This window comes from Fervidobacterium gondwanense DSM 13020, assembly GCF_900143265.1.
Lineage (GTDB): Bacteria > Thermotogota > Thermotogae > Thermotogales > Fervidobacteriaceae > Fervidobacterium > Fervidobacterium gondwanense.
Genome location: NZ_FRDJ01000001.1, coordinates 1 through 21,393, shown reverse-complemented (window position 1 = coordinate 21,393; position 21,393 = coordinate 1). Strand labels below are relative to the sequence as shown.

Sequence of the window (21,393 nt, the reverse complement as noted above, 5' to 3'; positions counted from 1 at the left end):
GTTTTAACCTCGAACATTGTTTGTTGAAACATTTCAATGAAGTTCCTTAAGTCCGCTCGTAATATATTTTACCATATTCTACTACAAAACTTCGGAATTGGATGTTTTTGAAAATGAGAATTCTGTTGAATCTTTTTCAAATCAATGTGGTAAAATTAAGTGAAACGTTTAATGAAAAAAACAGTGGGGAGGATTAGGTATGGCAACCATAAAAGACGTGGCAAAACGAGCGGGGGTTTCGATTTCAACAGTCTCGTACGTGTTGAACAACACGGGAAAAATAAGTGAAGAGACTCGGCAGAAGGTTCTAAGAGCAATTGAAGAACTGAATTATGTACCGAACAAATTTGCAAAGCATCTCAAAAAACAGCAGTATGATTTGGTTGCACTTGTCGTTCATGAGATAAAGGGTCCTTTTTACGATGCACTTGTCCGTGGCATACAGGACGTGCTCCATTCGTTTGGATACAACCTCTTGATTTACTGTACTTTGGAAAACAGGCGCCAAGATGTCGACAAGTTTCTCAGAACCGGTATTGTAGGCGGTTTGCTGGTGATGACGCCTGCTGTGAAGAACGAGGACATTGTAAAGTGGTCCAAAGAAATCAGCATTGTGACACTTGATAGGGCACTTAAAGAAAAGAATGTAAAGAGTGTGAGGGTTGACAACGAAAAAGGTGCTTACGAGGTTGTGAAGTATCTCTATTCAAGCGGACATAGAAGGATAGGATTTATAAAAGGTGCAAAGGATTCTTTGGATGCAAAGGAAAGGTATAAAGGATTTGTTCGGGCTATGAATGAGCTGAAGCTTGAGATAAGAGATAGCGATGTGCTTGAGGGTGATTTCACAGAGGAATCTGGCTATTCAGCGATGCTTGAATACCTTTCAAGTAGGAAAAGAAAGGACTTACCAACTGCGTTTTTCTGTTCAAACGATGAGATGGCAATCGGGGCAATGCAAGCACTTAAAGAGAATGGATTAAAGATACCAGACGAAGTGTCTATTGTAGGATTTGATGACATAGAGCTCGCATCTTACGTGATCCCTTCGCTAACAACAGTCAGAAGACCTATGTACCAGCTTGGATCATTTGCCGCCCACATGCTTCTTAGTGTGATTCAAAATAAGGAAGCTGATATATCGAACGTTGTCCTTGATGTCAGCCTCGTTATAAGAGATTCAACAAAGAAGATAGGAGGATAAGTGTAGAAAATCGTAGCAAAAAATAGAAAAAAGGTGAATAATTAGTGTCCGAGTCTTTATTCTTTTCCAGAAGTGACTATTTGCTTTTCGCTCATAAAAAGGATTGTGTTATTATATCTTAGTGAAATATGGTGAAACGTTTAATCGATATTTCAATTCAACAATTTGAACATGCGGTTAGCCTATGGGGTGGATAGCATTGAGAAAATTGGGAGAGGTTAGAACTCGAAGATTAGAAGTTAAAGGTGCAAAGTTTGTACTCGACGGGAAAGAAAGGGTATTCTTCTCAGCTGAACTCCACTATTTTAGGGTAAATCCATCAGAATGGGAAGATAGAGTGATTAAGATAAAGGACGCAGGATTTGACAGCGTAAGTTCTTATGTTCCTTGGTTTTGGCATGAATACGAAGAGAGAAGGTTCGATTTTTCAGGTGTTACTGATCCAAGAAGGAATTTAATCGGCTTTCTTCGATTGTTAGAAAAATACGATTTGGGTTTAATCTTCAAGCCAGGACCATATATAATGTCGGAACTTAAAAACGAAGGCCTCCCATTTTGGATCTACAATGCTGTCCCGCAGGCTATTGCAAGAACTATGGATGGTAAACAGCATCCGACGAAAGTCTTTTCATATCTCCATCCAGATTACTTGAGATTTGTTGAAAGATGGTACAAGAACGTTGCAGAGATTATAAGAGCTTTCAATAATGTCTGGTTAGTGCAGGTCGACAACGAGGTCGGGATGTTGCAGTGGATCACAACACATGGCGATTACAATGAGAATACTATTCGAAAATTTCGTGATTATCTTGAAGAAAAAGGATTAGTTGAATGTGTATATGAGATAGATAACTGGTCTTATGGCAAGGCTTTTTCACAGAGGCTTATGATTGAGTATCATGTCTTTATCAGGCAGTATTACAAGGAATACCTCGAAACGCTTAAGCGGTATCTGGAAGAATCCGGAATCGATTTGCCAGTTATCGTAAATATCCACGGGTTCGATATGGTAGAGTACGCCAAAAGGGGCAAGAGGTATCCAATCGGCGTATCACAGCTCTATTCGTGTGGCGTGTCAGAAAACGTCCTTCTATCAGGAGATTATTATATCGGGAATGTAGTTCATGAGAATTTCAGTGATTTGGCTATAGCGAATGCCATTATGTACGCTGTTCAAGATAGGAATCAGCCTCTTTTCTCAGCGGAGTTCCAAAGTGGGTTTCAGCTGGACAAGCCTAAGCTCTTGCCATCTACCCTTGAACTGACATCGTTGCAGTGCATCGGTAACGGCATGAATGGGGTTAATTACTACATGTTCGTTGGTGGGACTAATCCAGAAGGCTCTGCATTGATGGGAAGTTACCACGATTGGCAAGCACCTATATCCTTGAACGGAGAACTTAGAAGAGGGTATTTTGTTCTCAAGAATTTGATTGCTAAGGTGCGGCAATTCGAGCCCGATATTGCGAAATCAAACCCTGTTTTTGATACTTATTTTGGATTCATACCAGAGTATTATTCGACAGAACATTTTAAAGAACACGGCTTCGATATTTCTGATTTGGAATTTAAAAGGGATGTGTCCATATTCGATGGAGTTATAAGGGGATTGAAGTTGTTAAATTACAACTTCGGTGGGATTAACTTAAGTAATACAGCAAGTGTGTTAGATCCGTCTTCGGTTAAAAGCCTTTGGGTATTTTCATACAAAAGAATGCCACTGCGTATCCAAAAATCTCTCGTAGATTACATAATACACGGCGGTAGGCTCGTAATCTTTCCTGAGATTCCAGTAGAGGATGAATTCGGTAATGAATGTAGAGTGCTTATGGATGTGCTTGAAATAGAAGAGATTGCAAAATCTGGATGGAATATGGTTCAGTCTTTCGGTATAGAAATCAACGCGTTCCATGTAGATACGTATAAACTCTCAGGTGAATACACTGCTTTTGCACACAATGAAGATTCAAAAGTTTGTGGATTTGCAAAAGAAATAGGGAAGGGGAAGGCTGTTATCTTGGGATTTGGTTTGGAACTTGAACGGGAATACAAGTTGGGTGTCGTGAGAAGAGTTTGTGAAATGCTTAATATAGAAAGAAGCTTCGAGGTTGAATGTCAAGATTTTGTGGATGTGTACGTTCGAAGGAGCGACAGTAAATGCTTCATATTTGTAAATAACTACGATGAATATGACAAAGATGCTATCGTTTCGATTAATGGACAGAATGTGAAGGTAAGGTCAAAGGCAAGAAGTGGGGAGATCATATCACTTGACTTGGACTAAGAGAGAAGATTGAGACGGGGATAGCGAATAAATAACTAAGATAACGAAGGGAGCTGGATTGGTGTGGGAAAGCTATTTGAGAGTAAGTACGGGTATTTCACTGAAGATGGAAAGGAATATGTTATAACCAACCCGCGTACACCGCGACCCTGGGTGAATGTGATAAGTAACGGTGACTACTCCATCATAGCTTCGCACACGGGGAGTGGATATTCTTGGAGAGGAAATGCTGGTCAGAATAGGATCACGAGACTTTACCAAGATCTCGTAAAAGATAACTGGGGAAAGTATTTCTACATCAGAGATCTTGAGAGTGGAAAATACTGGTCCGCCGCATGGAAGCCAGTCATGTCGGATTATCAACTTTACGAAGTAACACACGGCATCGGCTATACGGTTTATCGACACAAGGTAGAAGATATCTATTCAGAGATGAAAGTCTTCGTGACCGTTAAAGATCCAGTTGAAATAATCCATCTAAGATTGAGAAACGACAGCAGTAAGACGCGAAGATTGGACGTTACATCCTATTTTGAATGGGTACTTGGCAACTTCCCAGACGAACATCGAGAGTTTCACAAGCTCTTTATAGTCCCCGAGTTCAAGGGTAATACGATATACGTGCGCAAGTATTTGGGTCAGTTCCCCGATGAAAAGGGCAGATGGAACAATACGAATTGGGACCATGTAGCATTCCACAGCGTCAGCCTCCCTGTAAAGTCGTTCACGTGCGACAAGGAATCTTTTGTTGGTATGTACAAAGATGAAAAATTCCCAATTGCAATGACGATCGAAAAGCTCGACAACAAGTGCGATAGATTTGGCGATGCGTGTGCATCTTTGCAGGTAGAACTTACGCTTGAACCAACGGAAGAAATAGAAATAGTCTTCACAGTCGGAGCAGCTAAGATCGGTGAAGAAGATGCTGAAGAACTGTCAAAAAGATACACAAATGTGGAGAGAGCGAGGGAAGAATTCGAGAATGTGAGAAAGTTCTGGCTGGATTTGCTCGAAAAGGAATTGGTCGAGACACCGGACGAGGGTCTTAACATAATGACGAATTATTGGGTGAAGTATCAAGCGATTTCTGGGAGAATATGGGCAAAGTCGGGATATTACCAAGTTTCAGCAGGGTATGGCTTTAGAGACCAACTTCAAGACTCTCAGATTTTCTTCTCGCTTAACCCTGAACTCGCAAAAAAGCAGATACTCTTACATGCCGAGCACCAATTCCAAGAGGGTGATGTACTACACTGGTGGTTCACTATCAGAGGTGGCGGACCAAGAACTCACTGTTCGGACGACTTGTTGTGGTTGCCATTCATCACGCAAGAGTACATAAAGGAAACGATGGATTATTCTATTCTCGACGAAGTTGTACCTTACGTTGATGGCGGAAAAGGTACTTTGTATGAACACTGCAAGAGGGCAATAGAGAAAGCGTTCAAAAGATTTTCACCGAGGGGATTACCGCTGATAGGAGAGAACGATTGGAACGACGGGATGAACGCCGTTGGTACCGACTGGAAAGGCGAGAGTGTCTGGCTCGCTCACTTCATGTACTTGCTGCTTAAAGAATTCATACCGTTGATCGAACTCAAAGGCGATTTGAGATTCGCAGCGAAATGCAAAGATACATTGGAAGTTTTAAAGGAATCGGTCAATAGATACGCATGGGATGGTGAATGGTTCATAAGGGCAACGAAAGACGACGGGGAGGAGATAGGTTCGAAGAAGAACGAAGAAGGTTTCATCTTCCTGAATGCGCAAACATGGGCGGTAATAAGCGATATTACAGATGAAGAGAGAAAGATACGTGCTATGGAGTCAGTGAAGAAATATCTTCTCAAAGATTACGGTGCACTACTTCTATATCCAGCTTATACGAAGCCAAGGAGCGATATAGGTTACATAACAAGATACGCACCTGGATTGCGAGAAAACGGTGGAGTTTATACTCACGCTGCAACATGGGCTGTCTGGGCGTTTGCTTTGATGAGAGATGTTGAGGCGATGTACAAAGCGTACAGAGGTATATGTCCGCCTTACAGAAGTGAGGACATCGATAAATACTGGGCAGAACCCTACGTCACGTGTGGCAATTCCGACGGACCGATATCTCCACACTACGGTCGTGGGGGCTGGACGTGGTACACAGGCTCTGCACAGTGGTTGCACAGAGTAGCTACTCACTGGATTCTCGGTATAAGGCCAAACTATGGATATCTCGATATAGATCCCGTCATTCCATCGAATTGGTCTGGATTCACTTACAAGCGCTATTTTGGCAATACGCTTTACACTGTTTTAGTGAAGAACCCAAATAATGTGAGTTATGGAGTTAAGAAGCTTTTATTAGACGGAGAAGAAGTTGAGAAAGTTCCAATACTTAAAGATGGTAGAGAGCATACGGTTGAGGTTATCCTCGGTTAATTACCTTCAACTACCTTATGAAAGGGAGGGAAGCTGTATGAAAAAGGTGTTTTTGGCGGGTTTACTCTTAGTTCTTGCCGTAGTATCGTTTGGAAAAGTAACGATTACTTACGTCAACTGGAACCTCGGTCTTGATATCGAAAGGGACATGGTCCAGGAATTCATGAAGCTCTATCCAGACATCGAAGTGAAGATTGTAACAGCGGAAGGCAACTACGAAGACTGGCTCATTGCTCAAGCGGCTGCTGGTAAATTACCAGATGTGATAATGATTCCAAACATACCGATGGCGTTGACGAACGACTGGGCACTTGACCTCACGAAAATGGCATTGGCTGACCCAGAATGGAAGAACATCCCAGCGCCTCTTAGAAACGCTACCGTTTACAACAACAAGATCTACGGTGTGCCAGCAGGTCTTTACTTCATGGGATATTTTGTAAACGACGAACTCTTCGAGAAGTACAACGTCAAACCATTGAAATTCGCACCGTCGTGGGCAGAATTCTTGAATGCGGTAAAGAAACTCACCATTCCAAAAGATGGAATCATCGGTCTTGCCGAAGAAGTACAGATTCCTGAATGGTATCCAGCGATGAAGAACTTGAGGCTCGGATGGTACACATGGGATGGAAAACAGTACAACTTGGATGACCCGTCGTTCCTTGAAGCTGTAAACATTGCAAAGCAACTCTGGCAAGGTAAGTACGTTTACGACGCTCTGCCGGAAGAGCAGAAGAAACAGTACAACGCAGGTTGGTACGGCGATGTTTGGAATCAGGGAAAGATAGCCATCAGATGGTCTGGAACATGGGATACAACATTCTTTGCAACACTGCCTTTCAAGAGCAGATTCATAGGTGTTCCCGGCGGTAGAACGCCGGTTGTCGGCGACTTCTTCGTTATATCAAAGACAACTAAGAACCCAAAAGAAGCGTTCTTGTTCGCAAAATTCGTAACGTTCGGAAGAGATGGTATCCTCAAGAGACTTGAAATAGACAAGAAAAATCAGTGGTCTTCGTTGCCCCTCACAACGGAAAAGGCCGTACTCGATAAGTACTTCGCAGTGAAGAAGCTCTTCCCGGGTCTTGACGAAGCGTATGCAAAGATTGGAACTGGAATCATCGAGGGCGTCAAAATCGTTCCGGGTTACATCCAATCAAGATGGACTGCACCAACGGGTATCAAAGTGGGAGACAATCCAAATGCAAACATCGGAGATGTGATTTGGAACGCAATGAGAGGTAGCGTCAACATCGCAGATTACGTGAAACAACTCAACAAAATAGCCAACGAACAGTATCAAAATGCAGTTAAGAAAATTGCTGTGATGACGAAGTAAGCTCAGGCGATTCATACAGCTATTTGTCAGACTTTAGTTTTTAGGAGGGAACTGAAATAATTAGAAAAGTATTAATCGCAATAGTGATAGTGTTTTCCATAATCTTTTTCACAACGACATATGCACAAGATTATGAAAAAGCAAGTGACATAGATAACTATATGACATATCACAAAGCACTCTCAAGATTCTTCACGACCCCTCTCGTAACTGGGGAAACCCTTTGGGGTTCTCCCCAGTTATCTGTTGATATGCAAGCCGGTGGTTCAATTGAGTTTGAAATACCTTGTCAAAATTCCGGAGTTTGGAACATCCGACTGGATTATGTTGTAACATCAAAGCAGATATTACCTCCAGAAATCTCTGTAACTTTAAACGACAGCGTACCTTTTATAGAAGCGCAAGGCATTCCGCTGATCCAATTTTGGAAATACGAAGAAGGTAAATTCCCAAAGAACAGGTACAACGATGAAGTTTTACCGAACCAATATATCGTTCGTGAAGTATTTTCTTATTACTTGAAAAGCCCTACGGGAATTGAGAAAGAACCACTTTTCTTCAAAGTAGATCCGCCGATTACGAGGCTTAAGATAACTCTCAAAAGCGGGAGTATAAATCTAAAACGAGTGGTCTTGGAAAGGCCAGTGAAGCCACAGGCTTATACATTACCGAAAGGTGCAAGAGAGAACACGGGAGATAGTAAGGTAATAATCGAGGCAGAGCGCCCACAGATGAAGAGTGATCCTTCGACGAATGCGATATCGATAAGAACGCCGGAGGTAGTTCCGTACACCACATACAACTTGCTTCTCAACGCATTCGGTGGAGATAACTGGAAACAGCCGGGGCAAATTGTCACGTATTCTTTTGAAGTGCCACAGGATGGATATTATAAATTAGCTGTGAAGTATCTACAGAATTCGAAACCAGACTTCACAAGCTTTAGAACCGTTTATATCGATGGAAAAGTTCTTTATGAAGATATGATTTACTTACCGTTTAAGTATACGACAAATTGGAAAATAGAAACTTTGAACGCAAGAAATGGAGAACCATTGTATTTCTATTTAAAGAAGGGGATCCATACAGTTTCTTTCGAAGTTAACGCTTCTGTCTATTCGAACGTTCTAAACGATTTGAAATCAATGATTGATTATATAAATGATCTCGCCTTAAAAGTGAAATACATATCCGGGGGGCAGACAGATAGGAATATTGAGTGGGAGATAAGAGATTATTTCCCAGATATAGATGAAAAACTCGCATATTTGATTTCAAAGACAAGAGAGCTAAAGAAAGAGATTGCTCAAATAAATAAAAATACATCGAATACCGAATACGTGTCTTTGAATATAGTTGAAATGTTCTTGGAACGTTTGAGAAAGGACCCAAACAAGATTCCAAACAGGATAGAGATGCTTGTTGGAAGTACCGGGTCGGTATTGTCAGAGCTTTCAAATGCGTACAACGGACTCCAGCAGATGCCACTTACGATCGATCAGATTTATATCTACCAAGGGAAAGATATTGACCGGACTGTGAAGGTTTCGTTTTTTAAGATCTTTTTGGAAGGTTTGAAGCGGTTCGTACATTCGTTTATCAGGCAAAAATCGTACACTGAAACTGCTGAATCAAAAGTGGTGTTGGAAGTCTGGGTGAACAGGCCAAGACAGTACGTGGATATTCTCCAACAACTTGTGGACAAGGAGTTCACTCCTAAAACGGGAATATACGTTGACCTGTCGATAATGCGGGACGAAGGGAAGTTGATCCTGGCGAATGCTGCGAAGAAATCACCGGACATCGCACTTGGAATAAGCAACTGGATTCCTTTTGAGATGGGAATAAGGGGAGCTGCACTTGATTTGAGAAGGTTCTCGGATTTTGTGGAATACTCAAAGAATTTCTATCCGGGATCACTTCTTCCGTACTTGTACGAGGAACATTGCTATGGGTTGCCCGAAACACTCGATTTCTATGTGTTATTCTACAGGACAGATATTATTAATTACTTGAAGATACCGATACCAAACACGTGGGAAGATGTAAAGACTATACTTCCAGAGCTTCAGAGGAACGGGATGAATTTTTATTTACCATTGGGTGGCTCGACTTCGTTCAAAGCTTGGATGACAACCGCACCGTTCATCTATCAGTACCACGGTAAACTCTTTACAGATGATGGTTTGAAAACAGCGATAGGCGATAGTAAAACTTTAAGGGCGTTAAAAGAGATGACAGAACTCTTCACCATGTACGGTATTCCAACTCAAGTAGCCAATTTCTTCGAAAGCTTTAGAAAAGGTGAAATTCCGATCGGTGTTGGCAACCTCGGAACGTATGTCCAGTTAACCATCGCAGCTCCTGAATTGAAAGGCATGTGGTCGATAGTGCCGTCGCCGGGTGTTGAGTGGAACGGTGTGATCGAAAGATGGCAGACTGGTTCTGCTCAAGCGGTTGCGATATTTAATGACACGAAATATCCTATGGAATCGTGGGAATTTGTAAAATGGTGGCTTTCAGAAGAAACCCAAAGGCAATTTATAAATCAAGTAGTGAGCACTTACGGTATAGAGTTTTTAATGATTCCTGCAAATAGGAATGCTGTAAGTTGGTTGCCAATAAGACAGTCAGATTTGTCAGTTATAAAGTCACAGTTTGAGTGGTTGCAGGAAGTTCCAAAGATGCCGGCAAGCTATATCTTGGAGAGGGAAATCAGTAATATCTGGAACAAGGTTGTTCTCGAAGGTAAACCGTTGAGGGTTGCTGTAGACGACGGCATCAATGTTGTTAACAAAGAGTTCGCAAGGAAGCTTGAAGAATTCGGATATTACGAAAACGGTAAACCGGTTAGACCGTTCAAGATTTACGAACTGGAAGATATTCTCACTTGGTATAAATAGAGAAGGTGGTTGAATGAAAAAATACGATCGCAAATGGATAATTACATTCCTTTCTCCTTATATCTTGCTCTTCAGCATATTTATAATTCTTCCAACGATACTCGCTGTTTTGCTGTCGTTCACAAATTTCAACACTATACAATTTCCAAGATTCATTGGCGTGAAGAACTATATTTCTCTTTTTACGACCGACAGTGTCTTTATGCAGTACGTTCTTCCGAATACGATAAAATTCGCTATCATCGTAGGTCCGTTGGGTTATTTCTTGGCATTCTTCCTTGCATGGATGTTAGCCCAGATTCCAAGGGTGCCGAGAACTATCCTTTCTCTAATAATATACTCACCATCAATGACCGTTGGCGTTGCGATGCAGGTTATATGGTTGACGATTTTTAGCGGTGATAAGTCTGGATATCTGAATAGCTTTTTGTTAAGGCTTGGACTGATTGATCAGCCCGTCCAATGGCTGCAGTCGCCAAAGTACCTTTTTACCACTATGGTTATAGTAACTTTGTGGAGCAGTATGGGGGTTGGTTTCTTAGCGATGCTCGCAGGCGTGTTGAACACAGACCCGCAGATATACGAAGCTGGCTATGTCGATGGGATATCGAAAAGGTGGCAAGAAATCTTCTATCTCACGATACCAATGATGAAACCGCAAATGCTATTCGGTGCAGTTATGTCAGTTGTTTCGACGTTTCAGGCTGGTTATATTGGAGTCATGCTCTCAGGATCGAATCCGACGCCTCAGTACTCCGGTCAGCTCATAGTGAACCACATCGAAGATTTCGGATTTATGAGGTACGAAATGGGGTACGCTGCTGCGATTTCCGTCGTCCTCTTAATCATGATTTGGGTAAGTTCAAAATTCGTCTGGGCACTGTTTTTAGAGAAGGATTGACAAGGTTCGCTTTTCTTGTTCAAGGGGTGATGTAGATGGCATTTAAAGGTACTAAGATAAATCCAGAGAGGTTCGATAAGAGTCAAATAAAATTTTACGTATTCTTGATACCACTCGCCATTTTTATGGCGATTCCCCTTGTTTTCATCTTTTCAAACGCATTCAAACCGTACAGTGAACTCTTCGCATTTCCACCACGGATATTTGTGAGGAACCCGACTCTGCAGAACTTCAGGCTTTTGTTCAGCTCGATGACACAGTCCGGCATACCTGTCAGCCGGTATCTTTTCAACAGCTTTTTAATATCGATTGCCGTAGTGTTTTTATCGATTCTCATCAGCACGATGGCTGGATATATACTCTCTAAGAAGAATTTTAGACTAAAGAAATTATTATTTGAAATCAATACGTTAGCACTTATGTTTGTCCCAATCGCAGTCTCTATTCCAAGGTACGTTATTATTGCGAGGCTCGGACTCATCGATAACTTCCTTGCTCACATCCTGCCAAACCTCGCAATGCCCGTTGGATTGTTTTTAGTAAAGCAATTCATTGATCAAATTCCAGATTCGTTGATCGAAGCTGCGAAGATCGACGGTGCGAGCGATTGGTATATATATTTGAAGGTTATTCTTCCACTTACAAGACCCGCAGTCGCCACTGTAGCGATTCTGTCGTTCCAGACTGCGTGGAATTCAACAGAAGCATCACTTATATACATAAACAACGAGAGTTTAAAGAATTTTGCGTATTACATGTCGACGCTAAGTGGAAGTGCCGGTACGGTTGCCGGTGCAGGTATTGCAGCTGCAGCCGCTTCTATAATGTTCTTGCCCAATTTGATAATATTCATATTCACGCAGAGCAAAGTAATGAACACTATGGCGCACTCAGGTATTAAATAATAATCACCCATCACGAAGGAGACAAGAATATGAAGTTGTCAGCTATGAGATTTGTCTTGATCTTTTGTTTTCTCTTTTCATTACTCTTTACATTAACACTCTTTGCTAATACGCCGTATTATACCTACACACTCGGTGTGGGTAACAATATAGTTCGCATACAGGACGCATTTGAACCTTTCGAAAAGCTGATTTTCGATACAAGTTCAGTTTCTGATATATTCTGGAAATTTGGCAAACTTTACCTTGCGGATACTCAGAATGCTGTAGTTGTAGTGTTCGATATGGGGAGCAGAACTTATTCGTACATCGGGGAAGGACAGTTGTTGAACCCTGAGGGGATATACGTAGACGATAACGGCAACGTCTACGTTGCAGATTCCTGGGGACAGAGTGTCTACAAGTTTTCAAATGATGGGGAATTGTTGCTCACGATTACAAAACCCGAGTCTCCAATATACGGAAAGTCGAACGATTTCATACCTCTAAAAGTTGCAGCTGACAAGAGGGGGAACATATACGTCGTATGTCAGGGCGTGACGAACGGGCTTGCAGTTTTCAATAGCGAAGGTAGATTCCTAAGCTTTTTTGGTGCAAACACGCCAAAGGTTACGCTCAGGATGGTACTCCAAAGGCTCGTCTTTACAGAATCTCAAAAAGCCCAGCTGCTGAGGATAAGACCTCCTTCGCCAACGAGTTTGGCAATAGATTCGGTCAATTCGGTTTGGACAGTGACACAGGGGTTATTTGAAGATGCAATTAAGAGATTCAACGTGGCCGGTGTGAATGTCTATCCGTCTCTGGCTGTATCAGACGTAAACTTCATTGATATCGCACTTGATAGCCTCGGGAATGTTTATGCGCTCTCGACAAATGGGATGATCTACACTTACGACTTGCTTGGAAATTTAATTTTTGCCTTCGGTGGGCAGAGTTTCTACGAGAACCGGTTGGGGTTATTCAGAACACCAGCCGCCATTACCGTTTCCGAAGATGGAAAGATATTCGTTCTGGATAAGGAGGATGGAAGCGTTGTCGTACTCAGACCGACGAAATTTGGCAGTCTTGTGTTAAAAGGCGTGCATTACTACAACCAGGGAATGTATATGGAAAGCGAACAGATATGGCGAGAAATAAAACAGATGAACTCAGCATTCGCACTTACATACAGGGTGCTTGGAAATGTAGAGTTCAAGAAAGAGAATTATTCAACAGCGTTCGAATATTTCAGATTGGCACAAGATTCAAAGGGCTATTCCGACGCATTTTGGTACATACGCAATCAGTGGATTCAAAGAATAGTTGGACCAATTTTCGTGTTAGTAGTGGCAATCGCATTGTTTGATTTGATAAGAACGGTTTTGATTAGACAGGGGATAATACAAAAAGGCGAACGCAGAAAGAAATTGAAAGACAACTGGATACTGAGGCAAATTAAATACACTATTTTATTCTTGAAAAATCCATTCGATGGCGTTTACGAATTGAAAAAACATAACAGCATTTCCTTTGTAACCGGGATTATCCTGTATCTAATACTTTACTTGGAAAATATACTTATCAGACTCATAGGTTCGCCTTTGTTCTTTGGATTTGGAGCTAAGAGGATAGATTTCTTGAATCTCTTTGTTGATACTTACAGGCTCTTCTTCCTTTTCGTTCTTGGAAACTTCCTCGTGAGTGAAATATCAGAAGGTGAGGGGCGATTCAAGGATATCTTCATCGGTACTATAGTATCGTTCTTACCGTATATCCTATTCTCAGTTCCTATAGCTTTAATCACAAACATACTTACACTGAATGAGTCTTTCATCTACACATTCTCTATGCAAGTAATCTGGGGTTGGTCGCTCATATTACTCTTCATCGTAATAGCGCAGATACACAACTTCTCATTTGGTGAGACAGTTAAGAACATTTTGCTTACGATCTTCGCGATGATACTGATAACTATCTTGATAGCCATAGTTTCGATATTAGTGAGAGAAGAGATTTCTTTCTTCACCTCTGTCTTCGAGGAGTTGATCTTCCGTGCTAAAGTCAGATAAGTATTCTGCGATAAGAAGAATTGCCTTTAAAAGCGTTTTGGTGTTCTTAACAATAGTGCTCATAGCACTCTTGGTTAAGAGTGGACCAGAGGTTGTTACTCAGGTCACTCAAAAGACCTTTGAGGAGGCACCTTACAGATTTCATGTTCCGGATTATTTGCTGAAACTCGAAAATAACATTCTAAGTGTTGGTATCGATCCAAGATCACTCGCGTTCATAGTCGAGGACAAACGAAATGGTGCTATCTGGAAGTCCGTTATGCCGAATGAAGATAGCGAACTGAACCAAACTTGGAATCTGTTCTTCAATTCAAGTATCAGCGTAGAATTTTACGACTCTTCTAAAAATGTTAGGAGAGCGTATTTGACAAGAGATGGCGAGGTTTCTAAATATTCTTATGCTGATTCATCGCTGACAGCTCATGTAAGATTCGGAAATGTCGGGATCTCATTCGATGTTATTTACGAACTCGTAGATGATTCTCTAAGGATTTCCGTGAATAATATCAAAGAAAGCGAATACAAGATTTTGGGAATTTACGTATATCCATACATTGGAGCGTCAAAAGGAACAGTAGCTGGAAGTTTCTTAGTAGCGGACGGTGTCGGGGCAAAGATTGACCTTTCAAAAACAACTACCGCTACCGCTCCATTGAAGATGAGGATGTATGGTGAAGATATCGGGTTCCAAGAAGTTATCCCTTACAAGTACTTCAAGAACGTAAAATCACCCGAGAACTACGCTCTGCCAATTTATGGGATTATATACAACGAGGGCCAGAATTCGAAAGGGCTTTTGGGTGTTATCGAAAAAGGCGACTTTTATGCAGAGATAAATGCGTATAGATCAGGTATTGTTACACCTTTTAACTGGATATCCCCGCGAATAGTCTTGAGAGATATGCACAAGAAGTTGCTCAACAAAGCTGGGGAAGGTATAACTATACCTCAAGAGGAAATCAATACGACAAGTTTTTCAGTCCGATATTTCTTCATAAGTCAGCCGTCTGAATACTCTCTTGAGTATTCTTTACTTAGACGATTTGTTGAAGAGTACGTAGAGGAAAAAACTGCTGTAGAATCAAGAGCACCAATGTTTAAGTTCGACATCCTAATGTCTGAGGCTAAAAAATCCACTTTTGGATACTCTTTGGTCGAAATGACGACGGAAGAAGATTTAACGAAGATGAAAGAGATGTTGAACAGAATATCGAAAGAAAACATTTTTGTTTTGCGCGGTTATTCGAAGGGCGGTTTGTCGATTAATTCTCCTATCCATATTCCGTTCGAGAAAAAAGTTATGAATAACGCAAATAACCTTTCAAAAGATTATTTCTACGTTGAATATATCAGTGTTTCGAAAGAGTCTAAAAGCGTTCGAAAGAACTACATAGCACAGAATAGATTAGAACAGCTTATGGAGTATGAAAATACTTACATAATCTCACCGTACGCAGTGAAAAGAATTTTAGATGAGGAATTGGCGGAGTTTTCAGAGTACGGTATAAGCAATTTTGCGATTGGAACCTTTGGTAAGCTTATGTACTCCACTTACACCGATAACCGGCAAGATGTCTTCGAGGTATTGAGCGAGGCTTTTTCGAAGATGTCAAAGGCTATCGTATATGGGACAAACTGGTATGTAACAAAAGTTGCAGGTATGATATCCGATGCTCCCCTTTCCAATTCCATGTACGAAATTGAGGATGAAGAATTTCCGATTGTTCCGTATATTCTCAGGCATTTCGGTCCTGTGTTTTCAAAACCGCTTAATTTGTCCTCAGATTACAATTACGAGCTTTTGAAATGTATAGAATACGGCGTTCTTCCGTCGTTCTACCTGACTTGGGAGAATTCTGAAAAGCTTGTTGAAACGCAATCAAGAGATTTAATATCGACTAAGTTTACTGACTGGTACGAGAAGATCAAAGAAGCTCGAGAGTTGTACAGCAAAGCGCTTGGATTTTTCTTATCTGTTCCAAGGCACAGGCAGGAGATTTCGAAAGGCGTATATAAGGTCACCTATGAAAATGAAACTGTTGTAGTCTTCAATTACACGGACAAGGTTATAAATGTAGATGGAATTACCGTAGAACCTATGTCCTTTGCGGTAATTAATAAGCAGTGAGGAAGAGGTGGTTCTGTGAAATTGAAACTCAGCACGCGCGAAGCTATAAAGGGATTAATTTTTGTTTCGCCTTGGATCGTAGGTTTCTTGATTTTTACTTTAATACCGCTGATACGAACTTTCTATTACAGCCTCAACGAGGTGAAAGTGACAGCCGAGGGTGTGAGGACGTTTTTCGTCGGATTAAAAAACTTTAAAGATGCGTTTTTGACGGACGTAAATTATCCACAGCTTCTTATAGATTATTTCATGCAGATGTTTGTTTTTGTGCCGATCATCGTATCTTTTGCACTTGTCACATCTTTGCTTTTGAACATGAAAATAAAGGGCAGGGGATTTTTCAGAACGATTTATTTCCTACCAGTTGTAATATCAAGCGGTCCTGTTTTTAGTAAACTTATGGATAAAGGTGCGATGACGTTCTCTGGTTTGGCTAATTTCCAGTTTATACGGGATCTGCAATCAAGCCTTCCACCTGCGTTTGCAAGGGTAGTTGGAATGTTTATTTCAGGATTTATAATGATACTCTGGTACTCTGGTGTACAGATTCTCATCTACCTTGCAGGTTTGCAGAAGATAGACAGGAGCATGTACGAAGCGGCAAAGATCGACGGTGCGTCAAGCTGGCAGATGCTCTGGAAAATAACTATGCCAGTTCTTGCGTCTTTTACGCTCGTTAACATAATCTACACTATCGTTACTGTATCAACATTCGCAACAAGCCCTATAATACAAAAAATACTTGTAGATATGTACAGACCGGAAAGAGGGTTGGGCTACGCATCAGCACTTTCTTGGATTTACTTCATCGCAATTCTGATAGTAATCGGTGCCTTTGTGTTGATAGCGTCTATATACAGAAAGAGGGTTAGGGTGTCATGAGCAAGACAAACAAGTACGAACTGCTCTTGATTAAGAAGAGAGCTGTCAATTCAGTTCAGCTTGCGAGTACATATTTTCTGTTGCTTCTCATCGGATTCGTCTTCGTATATCCGGTTATATACATGCTCTCTTACAGTTTTATGGATGTTTCAGATTTAGTTAACCCCTTAGTGAAGTGGATTCCTACCAAATTGTACACAGGCAATTTCAAAGATGCGGCTAAGGTTTTAGACTATGCAAACGTGCTTATTCAAACGATAATTGTATCAGTAGTGCCGTCTGTACTCCAAACGTTCTCAGCATCGTTAGTGGGGTACGGATTCTCGAGATTCAAATTTCCAGGAAAGAATATCCTTCTTGCGATAGCTATTGCCACTTTCATATTACCGCCACAAGTAACTATGATTCCTCAGTTCCTCATGTTTAAGGATTTGAATCTTCTCGGCACGATATGGTCGTTGGTCTTGCCCGCAACGTTTGCGCAAGGAATCAGGAGTGCAATATTCATTCTTATTTTCTACCAATTCTTCAACATGTTCCCAAAATCGCTTGAGGAGGCAGCCAAAATCGATGGTGCATCAACCTTCACCGTTTTCTACAAAGTCGTCGCACCTTCCGCTGTGCCGGCATATCTGATATCGTTTTTGTTCTCGCTTGTGTGGTACTGGAACGATACGGTTATTACGGCGCTGTACTTGGGCGAAAAGTGGACGACTCTGCCGCTGCAACTTCAAAGATTCGAAGATACGTTCAGAAGGATATATCAAGCAACGCCCGGCGTTGCTACAGGCAGAACAATAAATGAGGCAGTTGTCATGGCGGGCACGCTCTTGAGCATCGTACCTCTGCTCCTGATTTATTTCTTCGCTCAAGACTGGTTTGTTGAAAGTATAGACAGGACTGGAATAACTGGTGAGTGAGATGTCGTGAGTAAGATATAGATAGAAGAGTTAGATGCTAATTGAAAGCGGGTGAGGAAAATGTCGGCTTCTAAGATTAAAAGCACTCTTGTTTTCTTTTTAGTAATTCTGAGCTTATCAACGTTTGCTCGGAATGTTCTGCCTGATGTACTGCTGCAAGAGTACAAAGGCTCGTTCATGTACTTCCTTGAGCAAACGAACTGGAATGAAAAGAGTCCTAGTTACGGTTTGGTGCGCGATAGGTACCCAGGTAACCCAACGATTGCAAGCATCGCTTCAACGGGATTTGGATTGACAGCGCTTGTAATCGGCGTGGAGGAAGGATGGATAACGAAGGAAGATGGATACAAAAAGGCTTTAGGAACTTTAGAGACACTACTCAAACTTGAGCACTTCAATGGCTTCTTCTATCACTTCTTAGACATCAACACTGGAAAACGTGCTTGGAACAGTGAGGTATCGACGATAGATACCGCGATACTGATGTGTGGTGTGCTCACAGCGGGAAGATACTTTGGAGGACAAGTTTGGGATAAGGCAAGACAACTTTATGAACGCATAAACTGGAACAAGATGGTTCATCCTGTGAAAAACTATTTCTACATGGCGTACTATCCGGAAAAAGGTTTTGAAGGACATTGGGATTTCTATGCTGAACAGCTGATGCTCTACATACTTGGAGCTGGAACTCCGAATGAGAAGTACCGAATAGATCCAGCTGTTTATTACTCATTTAAAAGAAATTACGGTAGCTACAAGGGCGAAAAGTTCATACACTCTTGGTTCGGTTCACTTTTCACATATCAATATTCCCACGCATGGATAGACTTCAGGAACTGGTATGATAAACTTGGAGTAAATTGGTACGAAAATTCTGTCAAAGCAAGCCTTGCAAATTACAATTACTGTATTGATAACTCAGAAAAGTTCAAAAGCTTTACAATCGGTTGGGGCGTCACTGCGTGCGATACAAATAGAGGTTACAACGGGCTTCTTGGAACCCCCCCTTCTGGAAACAACAACACGGTGCACCAGATAGACGGAACGTTAGCGCCGGCTGGAGCGCTCGGTTCGATCGTCTTTACGCCAAAGGAAACCCTTTGGGCTGTAGAAAACTACTACAAACTGCCGAATCTCGTTGGAAAATACGGACTGAAGGATGCGTTCAACTTGGATTTAAACTGGTACGCAACGGATTACATAGGCATAGATAAAGGGATCACGTTAGTAATGATTGCAAATTACAAAGACGAAATTGTTTGGAAGGTTTTTATGGATATTCAATATGTTAAGGAAGGTCTGAAAAATTTGGGATTTGTTTATAAGAAAAATTGAAGGAATGGGAGGACATTTCGACGATGAAACAAAACGAAATACTTGAGTTAGAGCAGAGATTATCGTTCAACTTTTTCTGGAATGAAGTATCTCAGACAGATGAAGGTTACGGGCTCATACTGGACAACACCTTAGAAAAGTCTGTATCAAGCATCGCTTCAGTTGGATTTGGATTGAGCGCTATACCAATTGCTGTTGAACGTGGTTGGATTTCGAAGAATGATGGTTATCAACGAGCTTTAAAAACTCTCGAAACGTTTAGAGATAGAGTTGAGCAGAAAAATGGTTTCTTTATCCACTTCGTAAACATGAAAGATGGTAAGAGGGCGTGGAAATCCGAAATATCCGTCATCGATACCGCACTATTTTTGATGGGAGCTTTAACGGTCGGAGAATATTTCGGAGGAAGTGTTTACAGTACTTTTGAGGATATATACGCGCGTGTAGATTTTCCATGGTATATTGACATCAAGAAGAACCAATACTATATGGGCTACACTTACGAGAGGGGATTTTTCGGGAATTGGGATGGATACGCCGAGCAGTTGATTATGTATATCCTCGGAGTAGCTTCACCGACTCACTCGATCGACCCATCTGTGTACTATTCGTTCGAAAGAAAAATCGGAAGGTACAAAGATTATGAACTCATCTACACGTACACTGGCTCTCTCTTCACTTATCAATTCTCGCACGCATGGATCGATTTCAAGGAAATCGCAGACAAAGATGGTGTAAATTGGTTTGAAAATTCGGTGAAGGCAACGCTCGCCAACTGGGAATTCTGTAAAGACATGCACGATCATTACAAGACCTTGCATGAAAAGTCGTGGGGGTTGACAGCTTGCGATTCACCGCAAGGTTACAGGGGAGATTTCGGTGCACCACCATCAGCAAACAACAACACCCAGCACAAAACGGATGGAACAGTTCCACCGTGTGGTGCAATCGGTTCAATAATATTTACACCTGAAATCGTTGAAGACACGGCCAAATACTACTTCGACAACGTTCCTGAACTATGGGGAGAGTATGGTTTTAAAGACGCATACAATCTCGACAAAAGTTGGGTTTCTAAGATGTATATAGGCATCGATAAGGGAATAGAGATCTTGATGATTGAGAACTACAAAACCGGTATGATTTGGGATATAGTCATGAAGAACAAATATGTTCAAAAAGGGCTTGATTTAATTGGTTTCAAGAAAGCAGAGCGTTAATGAAAAAAGTTTTTGAATACAAAAACGCCCCCATGTTTGCGCTGGGGGCATCTTTTCTTTCTTTTCCACTGGGAGGGGAAAGTAAAAGGGGTACTGGGGGGCGGTTCTGCATTGTCTCAGTTGTAATTTTATCTGTGGTTATTTTCTTCCAAAAGCGATTTCATTTTCCTGTACTCTTCTTCTGTGATTTCTCCTCTTGCGAATCTTTCGTCTAAGATTTGGATTGCTTCTGACTTATGTCTCAAAAACACTCCCTTAGCAAAGAATAATCTGTAAATTATGTATACAGCCAATATGAAAAGCCCGAAAGAAATTATAGGCTTCAACCACCAAAGTGCTCCAAACCAACCACCACAACCTGCACCAAAAGCGGGAAATCCATACCACCAACGCATCATATTTATCACCTCCGTTCAGAATCACAACTATATTCTACACCCATATTCTTAGAAAATCCTTAGAATATTATTCTGGATTTTTCTAAGTTTTCTCTAAGCTTGTGGTTGTAGTATAGTGTTTATGATATCCTTAATAATAGCATTCCTGTAAGGAAAAATAGATTTTGAAAAAAGTATCGCCTCCTGATAATATATAATTACCCCATCACACTAAAATCAGGAGGCGATACCATGGAACAAAAGTATGTTAATCCAAAAGTTTCAAGAATTTCTCAAGACACTCTAATTGTCGGTATTGATGTTGCTAAAAGAAATCATTGGGTTAGGATGACTGATTATCGTGGAATTGATTTGATTAGCCCTTTCAAGATTAATAATACCATAGATGGTATTAAAATGTTAGAGGAAAAAATAAGAATTATTAAGCAAAAGGAAGGGTTAAACAACGTAATCTTAGGCATGGAACCATCAGGGCATTATTGGAAGGTTT

General features: G+C 41.2%; 15 protein-coding genes. 14 read left to right on the top strand and 1 reads right to left on the bottom strand.

Features of this window, described 5'->3' with window-relative positions; all coding sequences use genetic code 11:
- Positions 1-199 precede the first annotated feature (199 nt).
- From BUA11_RS00075 to BUA11_RS00015, 13 genes are all read left to right on the top strand, one after another.
- On the top strand, positions 200-1,204 hold the full coding sequence (locus BUA11_RS00075; protein WP_072757084.1) for a LacI family DNA-binding transcriptional regulator: 1,005 nt from the start codon (positions 200-202) through the stop codon (positions 1,202-1,204).
- 199 nt (positions 1,205-1,403) lie between these two features.
- Positions 1,404-3,488, top strand: coding sequence for a beta-galactosidase (locus BUA11_RS00070; protein ID WP_072757082.1), 2,085 nt, complete (start codon positions 1,404-1,406; stop codon positions 3,486-3,488).
- Positions 3,489-3,551: 63 nt separating this feature from the next.
- Entirely contained in the window at positions 3,552-5,921 is a 2,370-nt protein-coding gene (locus tag BUA11_RS00065) for a glycoside hydrolase family 94 protein (RefSeq protein WP_072757080.1), read from the top strand.
- Positions 5,922-5,958: 37 nt separating this feature from the next.
- Complete coding sequence (locus BUA11_RS00060; RefSeq protein WP_072757078.1) at positions 5,959-7,263, top strand: ABC transporter substrate-binding protein; 1,305 nt, start codon at positions 5,959-5,961, stop codon at positions 7,261-7,263.
- Positions 7,264-7,352: 89 nt separating this feature from the next.
- Positions 7,353-10,166, top strand: coding sequence for an extracellular solute-binding protein (locus BUA11_RS00055; RefSeq protein WP_245789384.1), 2,814 nt, complete (start codon positions 7,353-7,355; stop codon positions 10,164-10,166).
- 13 nt (positions 10,167-10,179) lie between these two features.
- Positions 10,180-11,067, top strand: a complete 888-nt coding sequence (locus BUA11_RS00050; RefSeq protein WP_072757074.1) for a carbohydrate ABC transporter permease — start codon at positions 10,180-10,182, stop codon at positions 11,065-11,067.
- A 35-nt stretch (positions 11,068-11,102) separates the two neighbouring features.
- On the top strand, positions 11,103-11,972 hold the full coding sequence (locus BUA11_RS00045) for a carbohydrate ABC transporter permease (RefSeq protein ID WP_072757073.1): 870 nt from the start codon (positions 11,103-11,105) through the stop codon (positions 11,970-11,972).
- Positions 11,973-12,001: 29 nt separating this feature from the next.
- A complete protein-coding gene (locus BUA11_RS00040) occupies positions 12,002-14,020 on the top strand; it encodes a gluconolactonase (protein ID WP_143145228.1) in 2,019 nt (672 codons plus the stop codon).
- A complete protein-coding gene (locus tag BUA11_RS00035) occupies positions 14,004-16,148 on the top strand; it encodes a DUF5696 domain-containing protein (protein ID WP_072757071.1) in 2,145 nt (714 codons plus the stop codon). The genes BUA11_RS00040 and BUA11_RS00035 overlap by 17 nt, the downstream gene beginning before the upstream one ends.
- A 15-nt stretch (positions 16,149-16,163) precedes the next feature.
- Positions 16,164-17,030 (top strand): carbohydrate ABC transporter permease, encoded by an 867-nt coding sequence (locus BUA11_RS00030; protein WP_072757069.1) that lies wholly within the window; start codon positions 16,164-16,166, stop codon positions 17,028-17,030.
- Entirely contained in the window at positions 17,027-17,950 is a 924-nt protein-coding gene (locus BUA11_RS00025) for a carbohydrate ABC transporter permease (RefSeq protein WP_072757067.1), read from the top strand. Before BUA11_RS00030 ends, BUA11_RS00025 begins: the two co-directional genes overlap by 4 nt.
- Positions 17,951-18,010: 60 nt before the next feature.
- Positions 18,011-19,285, top strand: coding sequence for a glucoamylase family protein (locus tag BUA11_RS00020; protein ID WP_072757065.1), 1,275 nt, complete (start codon positions 18,011-18,013; stop codon positions 19,283-19,285).
- Positions 19,286-19,308: 23 nt separating this feature from the next.
- On the top strand, positions 19,309-20,505 hold the full coding sequence (locus tag BUA11_RS00015; protein ID WP_072757062.1) for a glucoamylase family protein: 1,197 nt from the start codon (positions 19,309-19,311) through the stop codon (positions 20,503-20,505).
- A 128-nt stretch (positions 20,506-20,633) separates the two neighbouring features.
- On the opposite strand, the gene BUA11_RS00010 is transcribed toward BUA11_RS00015, so the two are convergent.
- A complete protein-coding gene (locus tag BUA11_RS00010) occupies positions 20,634-20,903 on the bottom strand; it encodes an SHOCT domain-containing protein (protein WP_072757060.1) in 270 nt (89 codons plus the stop codon).
- 231 nt (positions 20,904-21,134) lie between these two features.
- Between BUA11_RS00010 and BUA11_RS00005 the strand changes: the two genes are divergently transcribed.
- Positions 21,135-21,393: IS110 family transposase (locus BUA11_RS00005; protein WP_143145227.1), on the top strand; the 259-nt coding region annotated here is incomplete at its 3' end.